The 1,247-nt window shown below is 52.3% G+C and carries 2 protein-coding genes; both read left to right on the plus strand.

The features are described 5' to 3' along the window. Positions 1-89 precede the first annotated feature (89 nt). The gene (locus ABQJ48_RS37720) at positions 90-716 is read left to right on the plus strand and encodes a RusA family crossover junction endodeoxyribonuclease (protein ID WP_367842923.1); all 627 of its coding nucleotides are present in this window, start codon (positions 90-92) and stop codon (positions 714-716) included. 101 nt (positions 717-817) lie between these two features. Next, positions 818-1,159 carry a hypothetical protein gene (locus ABQJ48_RS37725; RefSeq protein WP_367842924.1) on the plus strand — a complete coding sequence of 114 codons (342 nt, stop codon included), beginning with the start codon at positions 818-820 and terminating at the stop codon, positions 1,157-1,159. Positions 1,160-1,247 lie beyond the last annotated feature (88 nt).

Genomic DNA, 1,247 nt, shown 5'->3' on the forward strand with positions numbered 1-1,247 from the left:
CGCGCAAAGGCAAAAAACTCAGGTCATCTTCTGTCATGGATTGCGTCCGCAAAGTTGGGTTGCGGACGCAATCGTGAGCCTTCTCAATAATGGACGCTAGGTGTGCGAAATCGCGCGCTTACCCTGTTTCAGTTCAATCCAGCAAAAGCGTTCGCGACGCATACATCGCAACGATTAAAGCCGCAGTATCTCGCTTTCACTTTATCCTGACTGGTCAACTTGTACTGAATGTCACGTGGCTTACTCCTGCGAAGAGTCGTTATGAGACTGACGCGAAAGCAGATATTGACAACTGCCTGAAGCCTATTATCGATGCCTTCACTGGGACGGACGGTCTTTTTATCAACGATTGTCAACTGAAGGGGCTATACATCTGTTGGCGTCACATTGAATCCGATAGCGAACGTCTTCACTTTCAGTTTGAATTTGATTCCGTTCAATGGTGCGAAAAGGCAGGATTCGCTTTTATTAGATTGGACCGTGGACTTTGCTGTCCGGTAAATCTCATGTGGCCGAAGCCTATGCGCAAAATGTGGGTACAAGCGATGCAAGCGGGTGAGCAGCAACGAGCAAAGCTCGAACAACTTGGAGCGTCCTATCTCGCGCTTGCTGGGCTGACGGGAGGAAGTCAACCGTTCCACGTTACTCGGACCGGGGGATTTACCCTGCTTGCGCCAGAGGAATTCACATCCTACGACGATACGCCTCCAACTTGACTCACTAGTCAATCGATCTCATGCGTTAGCGTCCGGGCCGGTAACCTCGATGGTCAGGTATAGTCGCCCGTCGCCTCGTTTGGCACCACACAAGTTAAACAATGAGCATAAACATCGCTGACGCTTGGGCGTACCTGAAGGCGGTGCCAGACATCGTCCAAATTCTCGTAGGCTTTGCTGGAGTGTTATTGGCGGCGCTGATCGCCGCAAGCGTGAGTCTGTTCAACATGCATCGGCAACTCAAGCACAGCAGAGACAACCTGAAACACGCCAAGGACACGCTCAATGACCAGCGCACGGCGAACACAAGGTCGGCAGCTACTTTCATCGCTGACAAGCGCCAGCAATGGATTGATGAGTTGCGTGCCGACATGGCAACTTATCTCGCTGAGTCACAGGAGATTATGTGTAAGCGGCTCGGCCGGACCGTCTCCCGATGCTGATTTTTCCAACGCATGATGGGCGCGTTTAGATTGACGGAGCCAGTCAGCCATGTCGAACGCAGGGAACCGTGCCCATTCCCATCGCACG

It is taken from the genome of Paraburkholderia suaedae, assembly GCF_040812055.1.
GTDB lineage: Bacteria > Pseudomonadota > Gammaproteobacteria > Burkholderiales > Burkholderiaceae > Paraburkholderia.

Coding starts and splice junctions, on each gene's coding strand:
- ABQJ48_RS37720 (WP_367842923.1), top strand. CDS start 90: ATGGACGCTAGGTGTGCGAAATCGCGCGCTTACCCTGTTTCAGTTCAA.
- ABQJ48_RS37725 (WP_367842924.1), top strand. CDS start 818: ATGAGCATAAACATCGCTGACGCTTGGGCGTACCTGAAGGCGGTGCCA.